This is a genomic window from Saccharibacillus sp. O23, assembly GCF_002205895.1.
In the GTDB taxonomy this organism is placed as follows: Bacteria; Bacillota; Bacilli; order Paenibacillales; family Paenibacillaceae; genus Saccharibacillus.
In genome coordinates this window covers 404,098-427,014 of sequence record NZ_NJDE01000003.1, presented here as the reverse complement: position 1 = coordinate 427,014, position 22,917 = coordinate 404,098, and the positions used below count along the sequence as shown (strand labels likewise).

At 58.6% G+C, this 22,917-nt stretch carries 16 protein-coding genes; 10 read left to right on the top strand and 6 right to left on the bottom strand.

All coding sequences use genetic code 11. From position 1 onward, the window contains the following. Positions 1-85: 85 nt before the first annotated feature. The 4 genes from CDO73_RS05850 (at position 86) to CDO73_RS05835 (ending at position 4,021) form a co-directional block, all read left to right on the top strand. Positions 86-1,090 (top strand): alpha/beta hydrolase, encoded by a 1,005-nt coding sequence (locus CDO73_RS05850; RefSeq protein WP_256972577.1) that lies wholly within the window; start codon positions 86-88, stop codon positions 1,088-1,090. A 159-nt stretch (positions 1,091-1,249) separates the two neighbouring features. Further along, a complete protein-coding gene (locus tag CDO73_RS05845) occupies positions 1,250-1,948 on the top strand; it encodes a response regulator transcription factor (protein WP_088487556.1) in 699 nt (232 codons plus the stop codon). Beyond that, positions 1,941-3,029: a sensor histidine kinase gene (locus CDO73_RS05840; protein WP_088487555.1), complete on the top strand. Its 1,089-nt coding sequence runs from the start codon at positions 1,941-1,943 to the stop codon at positions 3,027-3,029. The genes CDO73_RS05845 and CDO73_RS05840 overlap by 8 nt, the downstream gene beginning before the upstream one ends. Positions 3,030-3,142: 113 nt before the next feature. After that, complete coding sequence (locus CDO73_RS05835) at positions 3,143-4,021, top strand: M15 family metallopeptidase (RefSeq protein ID WP_088487554.1); 879 nt, start codon at positions 3,143-3,145, stop codon at positions 4,019-4,021. A gap of 13 nt (positions 4,022-4,034) precedes the next feature. On the opposite strand, the gene nadA is transcribed toward CDO73_RS05835, so the two are convergent. Genes nadA through nadB form a run of 3 tightly spaced genes read right to left on the bottom strand, consistent with a single transcriptional unit; the run spans position 4,035 to position 7,611 of the window. Next, positions 4,035-5,141 (bottom strand): quinolinate synthase NadA, encoded by a 1,107-nt coding sequence (gene nadA, locus CDO73_RS05830; RefSeq protein ID WP_088487553.1) that lies wholly within the window; start codon positions 5,139-5,141, stop codon positions 4,035-4,037. 2 nt (positions 5,142-5,143) lie between these two features. Beyond that, a complete protein-coding gene (nadC, locus tag CDO73_RS05825; RefSeq protein WP_088487552.1) occupies positions 5,144-6,013 on the bottom strand; it encodes a carboxylating nicotinate-nucleotide diphosphorylase in 870 nt (289 codons plus the stop codon). Further along, on the bottom strand, positions 5,995-7,611 hold the full coding sequence (gene nadB / locus CDO73_RS05820; RefSeq protein ID WP_088487551.1) for an L-aspartate oxidase: 1,617 nt from the start codon (positions 7,609-7,611) through the stop codon (positions 5,995-5,997). The genes nadC and nadB overlap by 19 nt, the downstream gene beginning before the upstream one ends. Positions 7,612-7,758: 147 nt before the next feature. On the opposite strand from nadB, the gene CDO73_RS05815 reads away from it, so the two are divergent. From CDO73_RS05815 to CDO73_RS05800, 4 genes are all read left to right on the top strand, one after another. Next, positions 7,759-8,901 carry an IscS subfamily cysteine desulfurase gene (locus CDO73_RS05815; RefSeq protein ID WP_088487550.1) on the top strand — a complete coding sequence of 381 codons (1,143 nt, stop codon included), beginning with the start codon at positions 7,759-7,761 and terminating at the stop codon, positions 8,899-8,901. A 48-nt stretch (positions 8,902-8,949) separates the two neighbouring features. Further along, on the top strand, positions 8,950-9,480 hold the full coding sequence (locus CDO73_RS05810; protein ID WP_088487549.1) for a transcription repressor NadR: 531 nt from the start codon (positions 8,950-8,952) through the stop codon (positions 9,478-9,480). A 73-nt stretch (positions 9,481-9,553) separates the two neighbouring features. After that, positions 9,554-10,576 carry a Gfo/Idh/MocA family protein gene (locus tag CDO73_RS05805; protein WP_088487548.1) on the top strand — a complete coding sequence of 341 codons (1,023 nt, stop codon included), beginning with the start codon at positions 9,554-9,556 and terminating at the stop codon, positions 10,574-10,576. A gap of 297 nt (positions 10,577-10,873) precedes the next feature. After that, positions 10,874-16,186, top strand: coding sequence for an S-layer homology domain-containing protein (locus CDO73_RS05800; protein WP_088487547.1), 5,313 nt, complete (start codon positions 10,874-10,876; stop codon positions 16,184-16,186). A gap of 197 nt (positions 16,187-16,383) precedes the next feature. Here CDO73_RS05800 and CDO73_RS05795 read toward each other — a convergent pair whose 3' ends face one another. After that, positions 16,384-17,286: a hypothetical protein gene (locus CDO73_RS05795; protein ID WP_088487546.1), complete on the bottom strand. Its 903-nt coding sequence runs from the start codon at positions 17,284-17,286 to the stop codon at positions 16,384-16,386. Between the two features lie 187 nt (positions 17,287-17,473). Between CDO73_RS05795 and CDO73_RS05790 the strand changes: the two genes are divergently transcribed. Continuing rightward, on the top strand, positions 17,474-18,463 hold the full coding sequence (locus CDO73_RS05790) for a glycoside hydrolase family 43 protein (RefSeq protein WP_256972576.1): 990 nt from the start codon (positions 17,474-17,476) through the stop codon (positions 18,461-18,463). A 456-nt stretch (positions 18,464-18,919) separates the two neighbouring features. Here the strand turns inward: CDO73_RS05790 and CDO73_RS05785 are convergent, their stop codons facing one another. Next, entirely contained in the window at positions 18,920-19,120 is a 201-nt protein-coding gene (locus CDO73_RS05785) for a hypothetical protein (protein WP_088487545.1), read from the bottom strand. A gap of 244 nt (positions 19,121-19,364) precedes the next feature. Here CDO73_RS05785 and CDO73_RS05780 point away from each other — a divergent pair, with 244 nt between their 5' ends. Next, the gene (locus CDO73_RS05780) at positions 19,365-20,864 is read left to right on the top strand and encodes a malate:quinone oxidoreductase (RefSeq protein ID WP_088487544.1); all 1,500 of its coding nucleotides are present in this window, start codon (positions 19,365-19,367) and stop codon (positions 20,862-20,864) included. Between the two features lie 447 nt (positions 20,865-21,311). On the opposite strand, the gene CDO73_RS05775 is transcribed toward CDO73_RS05780, so the two are convergent. Then, positions 21,312-22,616, bottom strand: coding sequence for a histidine--tRNA ligase (locus CDO73_RS05775; RefSeq protein WP_088487543.1), 1,305 nt, complete (start codon positions 22,614-22,616; stop codon positions 21,312-21,314). Between the last annotated feature and the right edge of the window lie 301 nt (positions 22,617-22,917).

The following is a 22,917-nucleotide window of genomic DNA, read 5'->3' as shown; positions in this document are numbered from 1 at the left end:
ATTGCCGTCACGAGGCGTCCATAACGCTTTGTTAATCTGAGGATCGAAGGCGGCTTCGAGCGGCCGGAAGACAGGAGAGACGAAGATGACGCAGACGAACCCGATGCACACGAACCCTAAAGCGGCAAAGCCCGATAAGAAAAAAAGAAGATGGCGGCGTATTCTGCTGCGCACGATCGCGATACTGGTCGGCGTGGTCGCGCTGTTCTTCTTGATCGTATTCGCGACGGACCGGATCGCGACCCGCGTGGAAGCTTCCAAGATCGAACCTTACGGTCAAAAGGTCTCGGTAGACGGAAAGAACATGAATCTGCTGATTCGCGGGAAAGGACCGGAAACGGTCGTGCTGCTGCCCGGCTACGGAACGGCGGTTCCGGCGCGCGATTTCGAGTTTCTGCTGCAAGAACTCGAGAAAGACTACCGGGTCATCGCTGTCGAGCCGTTCGGCTACGGACTGAGCGACGAGACGGACAAAGAACGTACGACGGCGAATATCGTCGAAGAAATCCACGAAGCGGTTCATCAAGTCGGCGCGGATCGTTACGTGCTGATGGGCCATTCGATCGCCGGATTGTACGGGGTCGACTACGTGCAGAAGTACCGCGACGAAGTGATCGCTTTTGCCGGGATCGACACCAGCGTGCCGACGCAAGGCGGCATGGACGCGGAACTGCCCGCGGGCTTCTTCGGCTTCTTGAAAGAATCGGGTCTGCTTCGTCTGACCTTGAAGCTGAACGGCGATCCGTACGAAGCGCTGGGTTACGACAAACACATGAGCGAGCAGATTCGTTTGATCACGTATCGCGTCAGCAACAACTCGACGCTGCGCAACGAGATGACGCATATCGCCGGCAACTTCCGCGATGCGCGGGAAGCGAATGCCCAATTCCCGGCCGATCTGCCGCTGATCTTGTTCGTCAACGAGGACGACGACGCGCAGCCGAATTGGATCGAGCTGCATAAGGAGCAAGCCGCTCACGCCGAGAAAAGCCAGATGCTGCTGATGCACGGCGGCCATTACCTGCACCATCAGAATTCGCCGGAGATCGCGGCGGCGTTCAAAGCGTTCATGTCGGAGATCGGCGAGTAACGGAAAAGCTTCTTTTCGCCCTTGGGCGAGAAGAAGCTTTTTCTCATGCGCGCCTAAGCCTAAACGTGCAGCAGCCCGAAAGCCGACGCCGCGAATTGCCATTCCCGCCCCCGTTCGCTATCCTGAGAACAAACGAACCTTCGAGGGAGCGAACAATCCATGAAAGATTCAACGATCCTGATCGCCGACGACGAGAAAGAAATTGCCGATCTCGTCGCGCTGCATCTGGAGAAAGAAGGCTACCGCACGCTGACGGCGCAAAGCGGCCCCGAAGCGCTGCGCCTGATCCACTCCCAGCCGGTCGATCTCGTCATTCTGGATATCATGATGCCCGGCATGGACGGTTACGAAGTCACGCGGCAGATTCGGGAACAGCACCGGATGCCGATCATTTTTCTCAGCGCGAAGACGTCCGATCTCGACAAGATCACGGGACTCGTGATCGGGGCGGACGATTACATGACCAAGCCGTTCAATCCGATGGAACTGGTCGCCCGGGTCAACGCGCAGATTCGCCGGTCCACGCAGCTCAACCAAGCACCGGAGGATAAGCGCCCGAACGTATTGGAAGCGGGAGGCCTCAGCATCGACCCCGAGCAGCGCGAAGTGAAAGTCTACGGCCGCGTCGTCGAGCTGACCCCCAAAGAATTCGATATCCTCTATCTGCTCGCCGGACATCCCAAGAAAGTATTCAGCGCGGAGAACATCTTCCGTCACGTCTGGGACGACGATTATTTCGAGAGCGGCAATACCGTGATGGTGCATATTCGCACGCTGCGCCGCAAGCTGGGCGAAGACGCCGAGAAGAACAAATGGATCAAGACGGTCTGGGGCGTCGGGTACGCGTTCAATGCGTAGAATGACGAGCAGTTTCCGTTTCCGCATGATCCTGCTGCTCGGTCTGAGCATGCTGCTGTCCGGAGGCGTGACGTACGCGATCTATAAGGTGCTGCAATTCTATTACGTCAAAAATGCCAAGTTCGGCGATCCGCTGGCCCAGTTTCGGGACGTGGTACGGGATTTCGGCGATTTGAATTTCTTCCTGATCTTCTTCGTGCCGCTGGCGATCCTGTTCTTTTTCTGGCTCACCAAACCGTACTCCCGTTACTTCCGCGAGCTCTCGACCGGCATTCATCGGCTGGCGAACGGCGATTTCGAAGGAAGGGTCGAGATCCGCTCGAACGACGAGTTCGGCAGCATCGCGGCGGACATGAACGCGGCGGGCGAAAAGTTGAAAAAAGCGGTGGAGCGCGGCGATTTCGCCGAAACGAGCAAAGACCAACTGGTGCTGAATCTCGCTCACGATCTGCGCACTCCGCTGACTTCGGTGCTCGGGTATCTGGATTTCATTTTGCGGAACGAAGAATTGTCGCCGGAGCAGGTCAAGCATTATACGACGATCGCGTTCACCAAGTCCAAACGTCTGGAGCGTCTGATCGACGAGCTGTTCGAGATCACCCGGATGAATTACGGCATGCTGACGCTCGACACGCAGCCGCTCGATCTGAGCGAACTGCTGACCCAGATGCAGGAAGAGCTGTACCCGGTATTCGAGAAAAGCCGACTGACCGCCCGCATGGAGATTCAGCCGGACGTCCGCATCACGGGCGACGGGGAGCTGCTCGCGCGCGTGTTCGAGAATCTGCTGACCAACGCGGCGCGTTACGGGGCGGAAGGACAGTACGTGGACATTTTGTGCCGCGTCGAACAGGAAGAAGCCGTCGTGCGCGTGACCAACTACGGCGATTCGATCTCGCCCGAGGAGCTGCCGCATCTGTTCGAGATGTTCTACACGGGCGACCGCGCGCGTTCCCAACAGAGCGGAAGCACGGGACTGGGCTTGTTTATCGCCAAAAACATCGTGGAGCGCCACAAAGGCCGGATCTCGGCGGAAAGCGACGCGGTGCATACGACGTTCGAAGTTCGGCTCCCGCTCTGATCGCCTGTTCCTTTTCATGAAGGATTTAAGGAAAACTTTAGGTTTGACGCCGCTTTTTCTTAAACCGCGTCTTCTATGCTTAAAGCAGAAGAGGAACGGGAGGATGAACAGGCATGAAAAGATGGGGGATCATCACGACGCTGCTCGCGGTGCTGCTGGCGGCGGCGCTCTTCCGATTGGCCGAGCAGCGGGGCTGGATCGGTCTCGGCGCGGAAGCGAAATCGGTGGACGGCATGATTCAAGAGATCGCGCTTCGCGATAGCGGAGACAAGCCGGAGGTCGAAGAAGATCAACTGTACAAAGGCGATCTGCTGCTGGTCAACGGAGACTATAAGATTCGTCCGCAGGGCACGCAGCCGGATATTACGGAACTTGCGGGCAAGCCGGAACTGCTCGGACGCGCGGCGATGCTGGATCACAAGATCGAATTGTCGCGGCGGGTCGCGCTGAAGTTCGCGGCGATGATCGACGCGGCGGCGCAAGACGGCGTCACGCATTTCATGATCAGCAGCGGCTATCGCAGCGAAGCGGAGCAGAGCAAGCTCTACGCGGAAAAAGGCGGGGATTACGCGCTGCCGCCCGGCTACAGCGAACATCATCTGGGGCTGGCACTGGACGTCGGTTCGACCCAAGGCATGATGGCCAACGCCGACGAAGGCAAATGGCTGGAGAAAAACGCGGCCCGCTACGGGTTCGTGCTGCGTTATCCGGCGGATAAGACGGACGTGACAGGCATTTCGTTCGAACCGTGGCATTTTCGTTACGTGGGACTGCCGCACAGCATGATCATGCAGCGCAACAATCTGGTGCTGGAAGAATATCTGGACCTGCTGCAAGAGAAACGGTCGATCTCGACCACCGTGGAAGGCCGCGAATACGACGTCCGTTACTACGGGCCGGAAGAAATTTCGCAGATTCGCCTGCCGAAAAACCGCGACTATGCCTTGTCGGGCGATAATCGCGGCGGTCTGATCCTTACGGTCTATCCGTAAGGATCATTTGCGTTTACACATGTTCGAACATCCGGGCAAGCGCGGCTTTGGCGTCTTCGGCGATATCTTGCGACACGCGGATGATGCCGGTCGTCTCGCCGCGGTCGATCGACTCCAGCGACCAGAGCAGATGCGGCAGATCGATCCGGTTCATGGTCAGGCACGGGCAGAGATCCGGATTGAGCGATACGATCTGCTGCTCGGGATGCCGAGCGGCCAGACGGCGGACGAGATTCATCTCGGTGCCGACGGCCCATTTGCTGCCGGTGGGCGCTTCGTTGATCCGGTCGATGATGTATTTGGTGGAACCCGCGTCGTCCGCGGCCATGACGACGTCGTAGGTGCATTCCGGATGCACGATCACGCGGACTTCGGGATCGCTTCGGCGGAACTCTTCGATCTGCGCGACGGTGAATTTCTCGTGCACCGAACAGTGGCCTTTCCACAGCAGAATGCGCAGATCTTCGGGATCGCGGTCCGTCTCCAGCCGCTTCGCGTAAGGGTCCCATACCGCCATCTGCTCCAGCGGAATGCCGAGCTGATAGGCGGTGTTGCGACCCAGATGCTGATCGGGCAGGAATAGAATCCGTTTCTTCTGTTTGAGCGCCCACGCGATGACCTGCCGGGCGTTGGACGACGTGACGGTCGCTCCGCCGTGGCGTCCGACGAACGCTTTGATCTCGGCGGTCGAGTTGACGTAAGTGAGCGGCAGGATCGTATCGCCGACCTGCTCGGTCAGCAGCCGCCACGCGATTTCGGTCTGGGCCATGTTCGCCATGTCGGCCATCGAGCAGCCCGCGCGCATGTCGGGCAGCACGACGGTCTGCTCTTCCTGCGTCAGAATATCGCACGTCTCGGCCATGAAGTGCACGCCGCAGAACACGATATGGCGCGCCCGCGTATTCTGCGCGGCCAGACGCGCCAGTTCCAGCGAATCGCCGGTGACGTCGGCGAATTGGATCACTTCGTCGCGCTGATAATGATGGCCGGGAATCAGCAGTTCGTCGCCGTGCTTCTCCTTGATGGCGCGGACCCGCCGCTCCATTTCTTCGGTCGAAAGTTCCCGGTATGCTTCGGGCATCAGCCGATGCTGAGGCGCCAATTCGTTGAAGATGGACATGATTAAATCTCCTGCCTTTCCGTGGCCGCCTCGTTCGTTCGAGCGGGCTTGATATCCATGCTGATGTCCAGACTGGTCACCGAATGCGTCAAAAAGCCGAGCGAGACATAATGCACGCCGGTTCCCGCGTAAGCGGGCAGCGTCCGCATATCGATGCCGCCGGAAGCTTCCGTGATGATGTGCGGCGGCGCGATCGCGGCGAACCGCCTAACGGTATCCGGTCCGCAGTTGTCGAACATAATGATGTCCGCGTCCGCGGCGATCGCTTCGCGAAGCTGGTCTTCGTCTTCGATCTCGACTTCGATCTTGACCATATGCCCGACCTGCGCGCGCGCTTTGGCGACGGCGGCCGTGATGGACCCTTCCGCCGCGATATGGTTATCTTTGATCATGATACCGTCGTACAGGCCGAAGCGGTGATTGAATCCGCCTCCGGCCGTGACGGCGTATTTCTCCAACATTCGCAGGCCGGGCGTCGTCTTGCGCGTATCGCACACCCGGATCGACGGATCGTTCAGCGTCTCGATCGCCTTCCGGGTCGCCGTAGCGATGCCCGACATCCGCTGAAGCAGGTTCAGCACCACCCGTTCGCCGGTCAGCAGGGTGGAGGCTCGGCCCGTCAGTTCGGCGATCGTCTCGCCCGCGGCGACGGGATCTCCGTCTTTCTTGCGCAGAGAGACGCGAATCTCCGGATCGAGCAGCGCGAACGCTTCGCGGATCACTTCGACCCCGGCGACGATGCCGCCCTGCTTGGCATGAATGACCGCCTGCCGATCTCCGGCATCCGATATCAACCGCGCGCTTAAGTCTCCGCTGCCGATATCCTCCATATAGAATTGTTCCAACATTCGTCTCAGAGCGATACGCTGCATGCGTCGGTCGTCCTTTCCTTGCGTAAAATAGGGTCCGATGACTGCCGATGGGCGATAACGACGCCCGACCATTCCGCATCGAGCCGATCCGGGCAGTCCGTTCGGTAATGCGCGCCCCGGCTTTCCGTTCGCAGAAGGGCGGAGCGGACGACCAGCAGCGCAAGCTGACGCAGACGCGCCAGTTCGGCCGCTTCCCGGTTGAGTTCCGGGAGCGGTGTGGGCACGGTCGGCAGATGCAGCAGCCAGTGTTCCAATCGGCGCAAGCCTTCCGCGTCGCGCACGATCGAAGCATAACGGCTCATCTGCCGCCGAAGTTCCGTTAGCGTGACTTGCGGAACGTTCAGCCGATCCGGCGCTTCTACGGCTGCGGCCTCGGCCGATTCGTCGTTGGTCGGGGCAGCGGCTTCGAATTCCGCCGGAATCGACTTCTGCCGAATCGCGTAAGCGAAGCTGTGCTGCGCGGCTTTCGCGCCCGTCACCAGCGCTTCGAGCAGCGAATTGCTGGCGAGTCGGTTCGCCCCGTGCAGACCGGTGCAGGCCGCTTCGCCGATCGCGTACAAGCCGGGAATCCCGGTGCTGCCCGAAGCGTCGGCTTTGATGCCGCCCATCATGAAATGCATGCCGGGTTCTACGGGAATCCGTCCGCTTTCGACTTCGATGCCCGCCTGCGCCAAGATGCCGGTGATCGTCGGGAACCGTTCGCGGAAACGGTCGCAGCCGCCGATATCCAGATGAATCTCGCGTCCCTGCCGCATCTCTTCGTGAATGGCCCGGGCCACGATGTCGCGCGGAGCCAGATCGCGGAGCGGATGCCGGCCTTCCATGATCGCGCGTCCTTGTTCGTCTCGCAGCACGCCGCCTTCGCCGCGGACGGCTTCGGAGATCAGGCCGTAGGTTGTGCCGTTTTTCACCAACAAGGTCGGATGAAACTGCATAAACTCCAGATCGCATAATTCCGCGCCCGCTTCGTAAGCGAGCATCAGGCCGTCTCCGGTCAAGCCTTCGTTTCCGGTATGGGGCGCGTATAAGCTTCCGCAGCCTCCGCTGGCGATGATCACCGCGTCCGCCCGGAACGCTCGCAGCTCCCCTTCGTGCAGAGCCCACGCGCCGACGCAGCGGCCTTTTTCCATGATCAGCTTCAGCACGGTCGCCTGTTCGACGACGGAAGCGCGGCCTTGGGTACGGGTCAGCAGATATTCGATCAGCGCCCGGCCCGTAGCGTCTCCGCCCGCATGAAAAATGCGGCGGAACGAATGGGCGCCTTCGAGACCGAGCGCGATGCGGTCTGCCGCGTCCCGGTCGAACGGAAAGCCTTCTTCGGCCAGACGGTTAACCAACGCGCTGCCTTCGGCCGCGATCTCCCGAACAAGATCGGCGTCGTTATGGCCGTCTCCGGCGATCAGCGTATCTTGAACATGCGAATCGACGGAGTCTTCGGCCAGACGCACGGCGGCAATCCCGCCCTGCGCGAGCACGGAGTTGCCGCCGCGGACGGTTTCTTTGGTCAAGAGCCGTACGGAGCAGCCGGCAGGCAGATGGTCGATCAACGAGAGGGCTGCCGCTCCCGCTCCGATGATCAGTACGGATGGCTGTGACAAATGAATCCCACCCTCTTTGTTCAGAATGTTTACGAGTTTGTTTACAGGTGTCTTGACACTTATATTTACACAAACATACACTAAACTCAAGTCTATTCCTCGAATAGGAGTCAAGGTATCGGTTCGGGGCGGGAAAAGAGGTCGAATATGATTTATTTGGATTATGCCGCGTCTTCTCCGCTGTGCGAAGAAGCGTTGGAAACGTTGACGACGATGAGCCGGGACGTGTATGCCAATGCCAGCAGCCTGCATGACGGAGGAGGGCGCGCCGCGCATGTGCTGGAACGCAGCCGCGAATTTATCGCCGGAGCGCTCGGCGGACAGACGGAGGGGCTGTTTTTCACGAGCGGGGGAACGGAATCGAATTTGCTGGCGATCGCCTCGCTGGCGCGTGCGCTGCCGCCGCAGCGTCGGCATGTCTTGACTTCGGTGCTCGAACATCATTCGGTCAAGCTCGCCGTCGCCGGTCTGATCGAGCTCGGCTGCGAAGTCGATTACGTCCGCCCGGACGCTTCGGGCCGAATCGGACCGGAGCAGATCGAACCGCTGCTGCGGCTGGACACCGGTCTGGTCTCGATTCAGCACGCCAATTCGGAGACCGGACTCGTGCAGGATCTGGCGGCGATCGCGGCTCTGCTGCATTCGCGCGGCATTCTGCTGCATACCGACGCGGTGCAATCGTTCGGGAAACTGCGTTTCTCCGCCCGAGAACTCGGCGTCGATGCCTTGTCGATCTCCGGCCACAAAGTGCAAGGACCCAAAGGCGTCGGCGCCGTCTATATCCGACCGGGGGCCCCGTTCGTTCCGGCTTATCCCGGCGCGCTGCACGAGAGCGGCTTCCGGCCGGGGACGGTCAACGTGCCGTCGATCGCCGCTTTTGCCGCCGCGGCCGTTCATACCTGCGATCGGATCGAACAGCGCACGGCGCATTATATCCGTTTGAGAGAGCAGCTTCGGGAAGCGTTCCGCTCGCGGGGATTGTCCGCTTATTTGGTCGTCGACCGTCTGCCCGGCGATGCGCCGAACGTGCTGCCGCATATCGCGGGCTGCGCCGGCTTGGGCTACGAAGGGCAATATGTTATGCTGGAATGTAATCGAAAAGGCCTCTGCATCTCTACGGGAAGCGCTTGTTCTTCCGGGCATCATGCGGTTCCGGAAACGTTGACCGCACTGGGACTGCCAGAAAGGGAAGGACATTCGTTCTTCCGCGTTTCGTTCGGTCCCGAGACGAAGGAGCGGCATGTGGAAAGGCTCGTTCAAGCGCTCTGCGAACTGGAAGAGACCAAGTAAGACGGGAGAACGCGGACGCATACAGAAGGGAGTACGTGAATCGTCCCTATGGAAGAGAACAAATTGACGGGAGAACAGCGGCGGGAGAAATTGCTGGCCTGGCTCAAAGAATCTTGTCCGCTTACCGGAAGCGAGCTGGCGAGAAGGGCGTCGGTGTCCAGACAGGTCATCGTGCAGGACATGACGCTGCTCAAAGCCCGCAACCATCCGATTCTGGCGACCAGCCAAGGGTACATCTATCTGACGGGCAGCGAAGAGCCGAAAGCGGAAAAGGTCATCGCCTGCAAGCACGATCGGGCGCGCACGGAAGAAGAACTGCTGCTGCTGGTCGATCACGGAGTCAGCGTCGACGACGTGATCATCGAACATCCGGTATACGGGCAGTTGACGGCGCTCGTTCGCGTCAGCACCCGCAGCGAAGCTTTCGAATTCATCGAGAAAATTCAGTCGACGGGCGCTTCTTACCTGTCGGAGCTGACGGGCGGCATCCATCTGCATACGATCTCCGCACCGGATGCCGAGCGAATCGACAAAGCCTGCGCAGCCTTGAAAAAAGCCGGTTTTTTAGTCGAAGACTAAAAGCCGGCTTTTTGCTGCGCGCGGTCGGCCGGGCCGTCGGAAGAATACGCAATCCAAGCATACGGAGGGACTTATGGGAAAAATCAAATTGGCCGTGATCGGCCTCGGCAATATGGGACGGCGAATGGTGCATCATCTGGTGCCGCAGTACGCGGACCGGACGGAGTTGGTCGCGATCTGCGACAGCCGCGAAGACGTGCTGCGAAGCGAAAGCGAATCGCTCGGCCGTCCGGATTCGCTCTCGCTGTATACGGATTACCGCAGGCTGCTGGAGGAAACGGACGCGGATCTCGTCTATATCGCTGTTCCGCCGTCCATGCACTATGAGGCGGCGCGATTGGCGTTCGAACGCGGCATCCACGTATTCTGCGAAAAACCGCTGGCGAACAGCCTCGAAGAAGCGGAAGAGATGGTCAAGCTTGCGGAGCGGGCGGACCGTCTGAATATCGTGCATTTCTCGTTTCCGCTGGAAGCGCCGGTGCTGGAGTTCCGGCGGCGGATTCGGCAGGGCGACGTCGGAGAGATCTCGCGCATCAACCTGTATCTGGAATTCCCGCGTTGGCCGCGCGCTTGGCAGCAGAACGATTGGATCTCGACCCGGCGCGAAGGCGGGTATCTGCTGGAAGTCGGCATCCACTGGATCCAGATGATCCAGCAGACTTTCGGCCGGATCGCCGCCGTCAGCAGCGAGATCGTATTCCCGGCGGACGGCGGGCTGTGCGAGAGCACGGTACAGGCAGTCATGGTTCTTGAGAGCGGACAGGAGATTCAGATCTCCGGAACCGATCGGCGCGAAAGCGAAGACGAGCGGGTCTCGCTGGTGGTGCAAGGTTCGGGCGGCACGTTGGCGCTGGAGAACTGGGGCCATCTGTTCGCTGGCGGCCCGGGCGAAGAACCGCAGCCTGTCGCGGTCGCGGAGCAGGACGAAGAGAACGGTCTCGGCGGTCTGCCGATCTTCGGTCAGGTGTTGAATCTGTTGGAAGGCCGGTCCGGCACCGCTTACGACTTCCGCGACGGTTACGAAGCGCAGATTGTTTTGGAAGCGCTGCGCGATCCGGCGGCGGAAGGCGGACTCGTGCAGTTGAACCGAAAATAAGATTGAATCGAGCCGAGCTTTCCTTTTTCGAGGAATGCTCGGCTTTTCGTATATGCGTAGGGACAAAGTCGCTTTTTGGCGAAAAGTTATACTTTTCTTCCTTTTGTAACAAATAAGGATAAAAAATCTGCGTTCTGAAATTTTGTGCTCGAAAAATCCGTCGAAACTTTAAAAAAATTGCCGAAAGTTATTAAAAATTTAATTTTTTTATCCGATAAATAAAGGGCTTGTGGGTCTTTTGAAGGAGGGCGAAAGACTCGCCGGTCATCAAAGTAAATTAACGGAAAAGAGGGAAGTATGAACAGACAGAAGAAATACTTGACCAAAGCATTGAACGTTGTCTTATGTTCGGTGCTGACCTGTTCCTTGTGGGCAGGTACTCTCCCGGTTTCGAAAGCTTCGGCTAATGCGGCCGCACCTATTCTGGTCAACGTGAATAACAACCAGATGGACTTCAGCACGCTTGCAAAAGTATCCGGAACCGATAAGGCGCAGGGGGCGGTTTATCGGTATTCGAACGTGCTTCAGTCCAGCAACGTGAACGTGGACGCTTTGGTCTCCATCACGAATCTGAATAATCTTTCGATCAATGAACTGGACGTGCCCGACGCGAACAGTGCTCAATTGAACAAACGTTTCAACCCGAAACTTACCACTTCCAACGGAGACGGATCGGCGGATTATAAGGTCGATTTCGTCGTATCCGGCACGAACGATCCGGTCGCGTTGTACAACTTCTACACGACGATCATCGATATCGACGGAAGCAGTTCCACGCAAAGGGAATTTGCTCAACTTGGCGGCTACACGAGATATACGAAAGATCAGACCAGCGGTCTGACGATCAGTTCTTCTCCCGATACGGGAAGAACCGAGTTCAAAGGGATCACGACTAACCTGAACGACGTAAGCTTCGATAATACGGCTTCGGTCATCGCTTCTTACGAAGCTCCCGTCAGCAGCATCGCGGTCACGCTGGGAATCAAAGGTACACTGAGCCAGCGTTTGTTCTCCGTGAACTTCGGCGCTCCGGGAGGCACGTTCACCACGCCGGTCGTACAGCCGAACCCGCAATCTCCGACGATCAGCGCATCGATCGCAGACAATGAAGGAAAGCTGTCTCCGGAAGACGCGACGATCGATCTGAGCAAAGTCGCGATCAGCGGCACGACCGGCGCCGAACCGGGCCAAACGGTCAACCTCGTCGTCACCGATTCTTCGGGAGCTACGCATACTTACACCGCGCTCGTTCAGAGCGATAAGAAATACGCGACCGAAATCGATGTCACTTCGTTCCCGGCCGGAACGTTGAGCGTGTCGGCGAGCGTCGTGAACCAATTGGGCAACCCTTCGGTTCCGTACAAAGATCAATCGACGCTCTTGAAGCACCTGAATACGCCTATGCCGTCGGTGAACGGTACGACCGTAAGTTGGGCGGCCGTACCGAACGCCGATCATTACAGCGTGCAGGTCAAAGATCAGGACGGTAAGACGGTCTTCGGTCCGAACAACAACGGAACATCGACTTCGTTCGATGTGAGTACGTTGAACGGAAATAGTGGAAGCTATACCGTAAGCGTGCTGGCTGCGGGCATCACGCCGTACTTGAATTCCGAATGGACGCCTGGACAATCGGTGACGTATACGTCGCCGCTGGATCCGAAAGCCGAACCGGTCGTGGAGACAGCGCCGCAGTATGCGCCTCTTCAATTCTCGGCTTACGATTTCCAAAGCAGCTTCGGCAAACTGAACGGATCGCCGAACGGGGATAACCTGAGCGCGATCCGGATCGACAGCCTGCCTGACGCTTCCGCCGGAAGTCTGACGCTGAACGATATCGCCGTAACCGCCGGCCAAGAGATCAAGCTGGCTGATATCGGCAAGCTGCGATTCGTTCCGGCGGCAGAAGGTTTCTCCGGCTCCGCGCAGTTCGCGTGGAACGGCAAAGACGGCACGAAATACGCGGCTTCCGCGTCGAACGTGACGTTGAACGCCAACCATGCGCCGGTACTGTCGCCGATCGTGAAGGAGACGCCGAAGAACGTCGACGTTACGTTCAAGAATAGCGAATTCGAGGACGATGCGTATTCCGATGCCGACGGCCCTATGGCATCCATGTCGGCGGTTCGGATCGAATCGCTGCCGGAGACAGGAAAACTGATGCACGGCAGCCGTGAAGTCGAAGTCGGAGATACGATCGACGGCAACGATCTGGCCCGACTCACTTATGTCTGGCAGCCCGGCGTGACGGAAGCGTCTTTTACTTGGAACGCTACGGACGGCTATGAATACGCCAAAGTCGCCAGTACGGTCAAGATGACCGTCAACCTGCCGCCCGAGGCGGGAACGGTGCATCGCGACGCGCTGAGCGGCGCCAAGGTACCGTTCGGTCTGGGCGACTTCAACGCGTTCTATACGGACGCCGAAGGCGATGCGCTGCATCATATTATCGTCAACCTGCCGGCAGACTTCGCTTCGCAAGGTCAACTGAGCTACGGGCCTGCGGGATCGGAAACCGTGCTGACTCCGGGTACCCTTAACAACGTTCCGGCTTCGGCTTTGAACGAACTGGTCTTCGCGCCGAATCCGGAGCTTCAGAACGGAAGCACCGTAACGTTCCCGTGGACGGCCAACGACGGCAAGCAGAATTCGGAAACGGACGGCAAGGTCGAGATCGCGTTCAACGGCATCCCGTCGGCCGCTTCGAAGTTGGTCGACGTCGAAGAGGACGCGACATCGGTGCCGATCGTATTGAAAGGCACGGACAAAGAGACTGCGGAAGGTCTGTTGACTTATCAGATCGTAAACCAACCGACCCGCGGAACGCTTCAACCGCAGGACGGCGATGCAAGCGGCAGTCTCTACACGTACGTGCCGAACGGAAACTTCTTGGGTACGGACAGCTTCGACTTCATCGTAACGGATGAAGCGGGACAGGTCAGCCAATCCGCCAAGTTCACGATCCGTTTCAACAAGACGCTGAACGGATGGGTCGGCGAGACCGAAGGTTCGACTTCGACTGTATATGCCGTTCCGGGTCAAGCGCTGAAGCTGAACGCGAAGACTTCGCTGCTCGCGCAATCCGCGACGGCGACAGTGGACGGAGACGTCGTACAGTTGACGCTGGCCAACGTCGATACGTACGCGGCGGACGGTTATAAGCTGTGGGAGAAGACCAACTACATGCTGCCTGTCGATGCCGGTAAGGGCGAGCACACCGTTTCGTTTGATTCGAAAGGCGCGGAAGACAGCCCGCTGCCGGGCGAGAAGAACTTGACGGACAACGTCTTCAAGATTGCCGTGTACAAGATGGCTTTGACGGCGAATCCCGCTAAGATCATCGGCGACGGCATCTCCACGACCGAGCTCAAAGCGGTATTGACCGACGAGCAAGGTCAACCGGTCGTCGATTCCGAAGTGATCTTCTCGGTTCCTTCGGGCGAAGGTACGTTCGTCGGATCGGATCGCGTTCGTACGGACAGCAGCGGCGTCGCGAAAAAGACGTACCGTTCCGCCAAGATCACGTCCAATCAGGAGCAGCAGGTCGACGTATGGGCGGAGACGCTCGACGTCGCCAAAGGCATTCATGCCAAAGAAAAAATCACGGTCACGTTCCAACCGGCAACGATCAGCGGCGTCGTGACGCAAGGCGCGGATAACCGCAAAGTCGCCGGTGCCAGCGTACGCATCACCCTTGATCTCGACGGCGATCACGTGATTACGCCGGGCGTCGATTTCGACGAGACGGTCGTCACCGACGAGAACGGCGCATATTCGATCGCCGTGCCGGAAGGCGGCAGAACGTACACGATCGAAGTGATGCAGACGATTCTGATCGGCGGTACGCCGAAACAGATCTCGTACAAACAGACGGCCGAAGTCGGCCAGACGAACGGCACCAACCCGGAAAACTATAACTCGACCAAGACCGCGACCGGCATCGTGCTGCAGAAACAGCCGGACGGCGGAACGGGCGTGTTGTCCGCGGACATGGCCGCGAAAACGAAAGTTTACCTCAAGAACGCCGCGACCGGCGAATACGTGCAAGAAGGCGGACATCGCAAAGCGTTCCCGGCTCAAAACGACGGCGTCTTTTCCGCCGAAGGATTGTCGCTGGGCTCGTACACGATGGAAGTCGTATACGAAGTGCGCGCTAACGAAGAACTGGTCATCCAGCGCAACGAAGTCAACGTGGCCGCCGACGGAGAGATGAACATCTCCGAGACGCTCGTCGATCCGTACGGCGACATTACGGACGGCACGAACGGAGCGGCCGTCGAAGGCGCGCAAGTCACGCTGTATTACGCCAACACCGCGCGCAACGGCAGCAAAGGCGGCACGACCGTGACCCTGCCGGCTATTCCGGGATTCGCGCCGAACGACAACGCGAGCCCGGTACAGATGAGCGACGCGGCCGGCTTCTACGCGTACATGGTTTACCCGCATACCGACTATTATCTGGTCGTGAGCAAGAACGGGTACCAGACGTATACCAGCCCGACCATTCCGGTCGAGACCGATATCGTGCGCCATAACGTCAGCTTGCAGCGCGTATCGGCAAGCCCGGCACCGACGCCGGTTACGACCGGAACTCCGGCACCGGCACCTGCGGTCGATCTGAAACCTTCCGTTTCCATCAAACCGGATCGCAATCTGGTCGAAGAAGGTTCGACTTCGACGATCGTCGTCGATTACAAGCAGAACGGCTCGTCGACGCTGACCGGCGGCACGCTGACGGTCAAACTGCCGGCAGGCGTCGAAGTAACCGACGCGAACGGCGGCAAAGTCGAGAACGGTACGGTGACTTGGACCGTGGAAGCTCTGGCTTCCGGACAATCCGGCAGCCGCAAGCTTCAAGTCAAATGGCCGCAGCTCGCTCAAGCCGAGCAGGGCATGGAACTGACCGCTTCGTTCGCTTCGGGTTCCTTGCAAGCGGCGACGGCAAGCTCCAACGCCAAGATCCAAGTGTACTCCGGCCGCTTCGGCAGCTTGGAACACAAGCGTTACATTCTGGGTTATCCGGATCTTCAATTCAAGCCGACCCATAACCTGACGCGCGCGGAACTTGCGGCGATCACCGCACGTCTGACGGAGAACGTCTCCGCGAACGGCGGCGTCTCGTACAAAGACGTGCCGAAAACGCATTGGGCGGCCGATTATATCGCGATCGCCACGGCGCAAGGATACTTCAGCGGATACAGCGACGGCACGTTCCGTCCGGAAGCTCCGGTAACCCGCGCCGAACTGGCAGCCGTCATGGCGAAGTTCCTCGATCTGTCTTCCGCGCTCGGCGCGGACGGACATTTCTCGGATATTCAAGGCCATTGGGCCGCAGCGGCGATCGAGCAGCTCTACGACGGTCATTTCCTGAACGGTTACGTCGATTCGACGTTCCGTCCGAACAACCGGATCACGCGCGCCGAAGCGGTAACGATGATCAACCGCATGCTGTTCCGCGGACCTCTTACGGGTCTGGACGTGCAGTTCCCGGACGTGCCGGCGAACTATTGGGCCTTCGGGGACGTGCAGGAAGCGACGCAGTCGCACGAATCGACCCGCACGGCGGACGGCGAAGTTTGGGTCCGCACGCTGCAAGGCGAGATGCGTTAATCGTTGTTGATCGTGAACGTAAGCGAGGTTCGTCGGGGGGCGAATCGAGCGATCGGTCTCGATTGACGGCAAGCCGGCCGGCAAAACGGTCGGCAAAATGAAAAAGGCAAGTCCGAAGAACCGCCGTGCCTCGCGCACGGCGGTTTTTTCGTGCGCGACGGCTTCCGGCGAGCAAGAAGCACGCTTAGAAACATTGATCAAGAAAAGCGAATATCCAGAAGCTCGTAGCGGCTTTCGTCGAACCGATCTTTGCAGGCTCGGAAAGGACGGCCGCTGTCTACCACCGTCAGCCTGTTCAACGGAAGCTCGGGAACTTTCTCGACGTGGAGCCACTTTTTCGAATTCAACACTTCAAGCTCGCGAAGCCTAGGCAGAGCAGTCAGAGCCAAGGCGTCGATCGGGGCTTTGATGGCGTTCAGCAGCAGCGCTTCGAGGTTGTCCAGATGTCCGAGAGCGGCAAGGTCGAAAGTCCGGTCGGCTCCGATCAAGCCCAATGCTTTCAGTCCCGGCCGAACGCCGCTCAGCCATTCTCCGCTTCCGGCGTCTTCGACGACCAACACGTCCAGATTCGCGGCGCGGCCGGCCAGATCGCCGTTCCAGCGGCGGTCGAAACACAGATAGCGAAGCCGGGGCAGCACCTCTTCGATGCCTTCGAGCATGCGCGCGCAGTCCGACGAGCCGAAGTCGTTATGGATCGTCAGGCTGTCGAGCGCGGTCTCGCCGACGACGTTCCAATCGATCGTTCCGCCCTGCGGCTGCTCGTCGCTGTTCACGATCATCAGCTTGCGCAGGCTGCGCGGCAGATCGCCGGGCTCGAGCGCGGTCAGCATTGCCAGCGGCAGCATCAGAAAGTCGAGACGCGAACACTCTTTCAAAGCGGGAGGCAGACGGAAGCGTGCCGCCTGCATCTGCTTGAACGTAGGCATCAAGCGGACAGCGAGCGTATCCGGAGCGAAAGCGGGCTGCTTGCTCCAGCGGCGGCCGACGGCTCCGTATTGTTCGAAAACCTGACAATCGGCTGCGCTGCCGATGCAGACGTCATTTTCGTTCGCGACGCGGGTGTACGGATCGGATAAATGTTGAAATAAGCTTTTTTGCACCGGTATTCCTCCTTTTGCGGCAATCTCCATAAGTTGAGTATAACGAAAAAATAACGTCCGTGTCGGGGCATAGGAAGCATGCACGGGCAGGCGGATTCCTTTGCGACCGGAGTTGAAAAAGCGCCGTAAAGGGCGTACATTTAACGATAAATGAAACCGTATTCAATTTGACGAAGGAGCTGATCCCGTGTCCGTCCCGCCTGCTTATAACGCCGCTTCCGACGTCCGCAATCCGCAGCAGGTCCATCGTCTTGCCGATATGCCCGTCCATGATCCGTTTATTTTTGCCGACCGGAAAAGCGATATGTATTACCTGTACAGCGGAGCGTCCCCGCGCCTGAACGGCGTCGATCGCCACGGCGTGCTGTTCTACAAAAGCGCGGATTTGGAGGAATGGGAAGGCCCGTATGTCGCGTTCGCGATTCCCGACGGCGTCTGGGCCGATCCGCAGCACGGCGCTTGGGCGCCGGAAGTTCACGAATACCGAGGACAATACGCCTTGTTCGTGACGCTGCATAACGAAGACCGGACGCTCGAAGGCGATCCCGTGCAAGGCTACGCCCGGCATTGGCGGGGAACGGCGGTCGCGGTCAGCGATTCGCCGGAAGGACCGTTCAAACTGCTGAACGCCGACGGGCCGATCGTTTCGTCCGAGCAGATGACGCTCGACGGCACGCTGTATCTCGACGAAGGCGAAGCGCCGTGGCTGATCTACTGCCACGAATGGGTGCAGACGCTGGACGGCACGATCGAAGCGATCCGGCTGACCGACGATCTGTCGTCGACGATCGGAGATGCGATCGTGCTGCTGCGCGGTTCGGAAGCGCCGTGGTTGAAGCCGGCGTCCGAAGCGGGTTCCGCGGGCGAAGTGCCGACTTACGTGACCGACGGCTGCCAACTATACCGGACATCGGACGGAAGCCTGATCATGCTCTGGTCCAGCTACGAAGACGGCAGCTACGTGCAGACGAGCGCCCGTTCGGAGAGCGGAAGACTCGAAGGGCCGTGGACGCAGCTCGAACCGTTGGTCCGAGAAGACAGCGGTCACGGCATGCTGTTCCGAACGTTCGACCGCCGCTGGATGTTGGTGCTGCACCGTCCGTTCAAGATGCCCGATTCGCGCGCTTATCTGTACGAGATCCGGGACGCCGGAGATCGGTTCGAATTGGCGGATTGAGTCGAGATTCGGTTCGGAAAAAGGAGCAGCGAATATGAAGAAAAACCGGACGCAAAGCGGGGAGCCCCGCCTTGCGTCCGGTTTTTCTTTGTCCCGATATCGGCCCCGCGAATCTTCGTCCGATTCTTCTGGACGCGGCTTCTTCCGCGATCCGTTCCGGCGGTGCGAACCCGATAGAGTTAACGTTCTTCGTATCGACTCCGTAATCGATCTTCGACGCTCGATAAGTCCGAATATCCGCTTATTTTCGTGAGATTCGGCTTTTTCGAAGAAATAAGTCCAATATTCCTTTTAATATTTCGTTTTTGCATCACTTAGGCAGATTATGTTCGAAATAAGGGGATATATGGACTTATCGACGCATTAAGCCGGATCGGCGTCCGATTAAGGGGATTTACGGACTTATTCCGAACTGCGAGAAAGAATCCGACGGTCGACGAATCTTTTCAGACCAAACTACTTTCGGATGCCTCCGCTTTGCTTCTGCTCTCCGTTCTGCCTTCTGTCCACCCGCAGCCACAGGATGCCGCTGATCAGCGAATACGCCGCCACGAACAGGACGAAGATGCCGGCGGCGAGATTATCCAACATCAGAATGCCGGTGACGAGCATCACGGCGGCCAGCGCGAAACGAATCAGGGAACGTTTATATTTCATGAATCGGTCTCCTTTGACGATAAAAATTAAGATGTTCCCACTCCTACGCAGCTTCGCGGACAATCGTTTCAGGTAAAATAACGTAATCCGCTCGAAGCGATGGGATTTGATGCCGTTTTGGTTTATAGTAGACATAGACACGATATAGACATAGATTATTCGGAGTGGAGCCAGATTCTTGCAGCACCCGGGCAGAAAACCTGCTCTTTTTTTGGCAAATATACGAGACAAGGAAGGGTTTCTAATGAGCAGCGTACAAAACAAAACAGACGTCATCTTAATCGGGGCCGGAGTCATGAGCGCGACGCTCGGAACCTTGCTGAAAGAGCTGGCTCCGGACTGGGAGATCAAAACGTTCGAGAAGCTGGCGAGCGCCGGCGAAGAAAGTTCGAACGAATGGAACAACGCGGGCACGGGCCATGCGGCGCTGTGCGAATTGAATTATACGACCGAGAAACCGGACGGCTCGATCGATATCAGCAAAGCCGTCAATATCAACGAGCAGTTCCAATTGTCGCGGCAGTTCTGGGCGCATCTGGTGCAGCATGGATTGCTGAAAGACCCGCAGGCGTTTATCCGGCCGATCCCGCATATGAGCTGGGTTACGGGCGACAAAGACGTCGAATTTCTAAGCAAGCGATTTAAAGCGCTATCACAGAATCCACTGTTCCAAGGCATGGATTATACGGAAGATCACGGGCAGCTGCGCGAATGGATTCCGCTCATGATGAACGGCCGCGAAGGCGGCGAGCATGTAGCGGCGACCAAGATCGATTCCGGTACGGACGTGAATTTCGGAGCGCTGACGCGGCTGATGTTCGATCATCTGAAAACGAAAGGCGTCGAAGTGCATTACCGCCATGCGATCCGGGATATCAAGCGCGCTCCGGGCGGCGGCTGGCGGGTCAGAGTCCAAAATCTGGACAGCAACCGGGTCGAGACGCACGAAGCCAAATTCGTCTTTATCGGCGCGGGCGGCGGCAGTCTGCCTCTGCTTCAGAAGACGGGCATTCCGGAGTCCAAGCATATCGGCGGATTCCCGGTCAGCGGATTGTTCATGGTCTGCAAAAATCCGGAAATCGCCGAGAAACATCATGCGAAAGTCTACGGCAAAGCCAAACTCGGCGCGCCGCCGATGTCCGTGCCGCACTTGGACACCCGCTACATCGACGGCAAAAAAGCGCTGCTGTTCGGCCCGTTCGCGGGCTTCACGCCGAAGTTCCTGAAGACCGGCTCGAACATGGACCTGATCGGTTCGGTCAAGCCGAGCAATCTGCTGACGATGCTGGCCGCCGGAGCCAAAGAGATGGGCTTGACCAAATATTTGGTCCAACAGCTTATGCTCTCGAACGCTCAACGGATCGCCGAGCTGCGCGAGTTTATCCCGGAAGTGCGCGACGAAGATTGGGAAGTCGTGACGGCCGGTCAGCGCGTGCAGGTCATCAAAGATACGCCGCAGGGCAAAGGCACGCTGCAGTTCGGCACGGAAGTGGTCAGCGCCGCCGACGGTTCGGTCGCCGCGCTGCTCGGCGCATCGCCGGGCGCTTCGACGGCGGTCCACGTCATGCTCGAAGTGATGCAGCGCTGCTTCCCGCAGCAGATGCCGCAGTGGGAGCCGAAGATCCGCGAGATGATCCCGTCTTACGGCAAGAAGCTGTCCGAGCATCCGGAGCTGTTCCAGCAGATCTTCGACGCGACGGCCGACGCGCTCGGTCTGGAGAAGATCGCGGCCGTGCGGAGCTGAGGTCGGCTCAGACTTTTTGACGAAGCGACAGGCTTAACCGCGCAGACGTCCGGGCAGACGCGTCAACTGGCGATGAGTCGACTAGAGATGCGGCGGCAGCGGGCGCGTCGATCGGACAATATCGAAAGGCCGAGCATCGACAGGTTGTATCCGCAGCCTTCGCGTCGCTCATCGGCTCGCCGACAAGCGGAACGTCGAAATCTATCCAATCCAGCCGAAAGCGGAAAAATGCTGCATGAATCCATCATTTTTCCGCGATCTGAACCGAATCTCCTACAAATGTTGCAGCAATCCATCATTTTCGCGATCATCTGCCGGAAAAAGCAGAAAAGCGCATAAAATGATGGATGCTCGCAGCATTTTTTGGTTTGAGCTTGTCGATTCGGCGAAAATGATGGGAATTCGCAATATTTTATTCCGTAGTCGGTTCGATCGCGTTCGGCTCGATCATTCGCATGCGGTCTGCTCTATCCGCCCGCCGATCCGCGTCAACGCTTCTTCGGCCGTCAGCGCTTCTTCCGTCTGCCGGTCCATGTCTTTCAGACGCACCTGTCCCGCCGCCGCTTCGTCTTCGCCGACCAGAATCACGTAACGGATGCCTCGGGCAGCGGCTCCGGCGAGCGACTTTTTGAGTTTGCGTCCGCTCAGTTCCACGCTCGTGCGGACGCCTCCGGCGCGCAGCAGGCCGGCCGCAGCCAGAGCCGGAGCGGTCGCGCCGAAGATCGGAATCACGAGCGCTTGGGGCTGCGGCAGATCGATCTCGCGTTTCGCCAGCATCGCCATGATCGACTCCATGCCGAACGACAAGCCGACCGTCGGATACGGCAGGTCTTCGCGTCCGACCAACTGCCCGATGATCGAATCGTACCGTCCGCCGCCGCCGAGACTGGAAGCGAATTCTCCCGAAGCGTCGAAGATCTCGTAGACGGTTCCGGTGTAGAACGACAATCCCCGCGCCAGAAAAGGATCGAAGCGGCAGATCCCGTTTAGCCCGAGCGCTTCCAGCAGCCTGCCGAGCGCGCGCACTTCGCCGGCTCCGCCGCCGCCCGGCAAATCATAGCGTTCGGCCAGCGCTTCGACGCCGCGGTCCGCTTCGCCGAGATCCAGCAGCCGCAGCACGCCGCCGACGATCTCGGTTTCCAAGCCTTGATCGGACAGCTCGCGGCGAACCTCTTCGCGTCCGATCTTCGCGATCTTGTCGAGCGTCAAGATCACGGCGTTTCGCCGTTCTTCCGGTACGCCGATCGCGGCCAGCAGTTCGCCGAGAAAACGCCGATTGTTCCAGCGGATCACGACCGGAAGTTCCAGTCGGCGGAACGCTTCGGCGGCGAGCTGCATCAATTCCGCCTCGGCTTCGGGCCCGGCAACGCCGACCACGTCCGCGTCGCATTGCAGGAATTCGCGCAGGCGTCCTTTTTTGACCGGACCGTCGCGGAATACTTTGCCGATCTCGTAACGTTTGTAAGGCAGTTCGATGCCGGGATTCAAGGCGATCACTTTGGCAAAAGGAATCGTCAGATCGTAACGCAGTCCCAGCCGGCGCTCGCCTTGATCCGTCAGACGGTACATTTCTTTGACGATCTCGTCGCCGCCCGCGTACTTGGAGGTCAGCAGATCGAGTTCGTTCAGGATCGTCGAACTCATCTCGTCGAAGTCGTACAGCTCGAACAGAGTCCGCAGCGTGTTTTCGACTTTGCGCCGAATCGCCTGCTCGTTTCCGAAAAAATCATAAGTGCCTTTTACGTTTTGCATGGGGTTCATCCTCTCTGATTGCGGTATCGCGATTTCGAAATTCCGGCAGAAAACAAAAAACGCGCAGGACCCTGTGGTCCTGCGCGTTTGCTATGCCGCAGGAGGGCCAACGCGAAAAGCGTTAGCCCTCCTCTATGTTTTAAAAAGGAGTGCTAACGCTGTTTGTGATGATGAAGTTGAAAGGCCGCAAGACGGTAACGGAACATGGGCGCGCTCTCCTTCGGGCGAATTTCTGCTTCGGTTGATGACGATTATAGCCTTCCGCCCGCGATTGCGCAATCCCTTTCCGAAACACACGAAA